Origin of the sequence: Cellulomonas sp. IC4_254 (assembly GCF_011603975.1) — a bacterium.
Taxonomy (GTDB): domain Bacteria; phylum Actinomycetota; class Actinomycetes; order Actinomycetales; family Cellulomonadaceae; genus Cellulomonas.
The window spans coordinates 1-1771 of sequence record NZ_JAANNB010000349.1; the positions used below are offsets into that span (position 1 = coordinate 1).

At 75.8% G+C, this 1771-nt stretch carries 1 protein-coding gene; it reads left to right on the forward strand.

Annotated features, from left to right (window positions below; translation table 11 throughout):
- Positions 1-190: 190 nt before the first annotated feature.
- A partial coding sequence (locus G6556_RS18660) for an MFS transporter (RefSeq protein ID WP_166944628.1) occupies positions 191-1771 on the forward strand: 1581 nt, incomplete at its 3' end.

Sequence of the window (1771 nt, forward strand, 5' to 3'; positions counted from 1 at the left end):
GCAGCACCCAGCGCGGCCGGCGCCGCCAGGGCCGCGACCCAGAGCAGGTCGGTCGTCACGGCGGCAGCGTCGCACGCGGGGGTCGCAGGTGACGGCGGGCCTGGACGCCCGGGCCCTGGCGGGAGCACCCTGACGTCGACCGTCCCCGGGAGGGCGCGGCCCGTCGACCGCCAGGAGGGGAGCCGGTCGGATGAGCGAGGGGCAGCGGGCGCGCGCGGTCGTCGTGCCGGGGGAGCGCGCGTCGTGGCTGCCGCTGGCGTGCCTGTTCCTCGCGCAGGTGCTGATGGCGTTCAACCTGGCGGCGCTGCCGGTGTCGATCGGCGGCATGGTGGCGGACTTCGACGTCGCGCCGACCGCGGTGAGCGCGACGATCGTCACCTACGGCCTGGCGGTCGCCGGGCTGGTGATGACCGGCGCCAAGGTCGGGCAGCGGGTCGGGTGGGTCCGGGCGTTCCGGGTCGTCGTGGCCTCGTTCGCGGCGTCGAGCGTGCTCATGCTGCTGGCGCCGTCGGTGGGCTGGGCCATCGCGGCCCAGGCGCTCGCGGGCGCGTCGGCGGCGGTGATCGTGCCCTCCCTCGTCGCGCTGATCGCGGCGAGCTACGGCGGGGACCAGCAGGCGACCGCGATCGGGTCGCTCGGCTCGGCGCGGGCGCTCGCGGGGGTCGCGGCGTTCCTCGTCGGGGGCGTGCTGGGCACGTTCGTCGGCTGGCGGCCCGTGTTCGGGGTCGCGCTGGCGCTCGCGGTGGCGGTCCTCCTGCTCAGCGTCCGGCTGCCTCCGGTGCCCGGCGACCCGGCGGTCCGGCTCGACGGCCTCGGTGCCGTGCTGGTCGGCTCGGCCGTGGCGCTGGTGTCGACCGGGTTCCAGAACCTCGACGCCTGGGGGCTGCTGCTCGCCTCGCCGGGGGCGCCGTTCGACGTCGCCGGGGTGTCGCCGGCGCCGGTCCTGGTGGTCGTCGGCGTCGTGCTCGGCCAGACGTTCGTGCGGTGGACGCGGCACCGGGTGGCGACCGGGCGCACCCCGCTGGTCGACCTGTCGGTGCTGGGCTCCCCGCGCGAGCGGGCCGCGGTCTACGCGATGTTCACGGTCGTGGCGCTGGAGGCGGCGCTCAACTTCACCGTGCCGCTCTACATCCAGATCGTGCAGGGGCGCACGCCGCTGGACACCGCGCTCGCGATGATGCCGTTCAACCTCACGGTGTTCGTCGTGGCGACGCTGGTGGTCCGGCTGTACGACCGGTTCCCGCCCCGGACGATCGGCCTGGCGGGGTTCGGGCTGACCACCGTGGCGCTCGTCTGGCTGTCGCTGGTCGTGACCAACAACTGGGAGACGCTGCCGACGATCCTCGGGCTGGTGGTGTTCGGCGTCGGGCAGGGGGCGCTCGTCACGCTGGTGTTCAACGTGCTGGTGACGGCGGCGCCGCGCCGGCTCGCGGGGGACGTGGGGTCGATCCGCGGGACGACGCAGAACCTCGCGTCGGCCGTCGGGACCGCGCTGGTCGGTGCGCTGCTGGTGACGATCCTCGGCGTCGGGGTGGGCCGCGCGGTGCTGGCGCGCCCGGAGCTGCCGCCGTCGCTGGTCGCGCAGGTCGACCTGGACTCCGTCGACTTCGTGAGCAACGACGACCTGCGCGCCGTGCTGTCCCGGACCGACGCCGACCCCGCTCAGGTCGAGGCGGCCGTGGCCGTCAACGAGGAGGTGCGCCTCGACACGCTGCGGCTGGGCCTGCTGGTCCTGGCCGGGCTGAGCGCGACGGCCGCGCTCCCGGCGAGC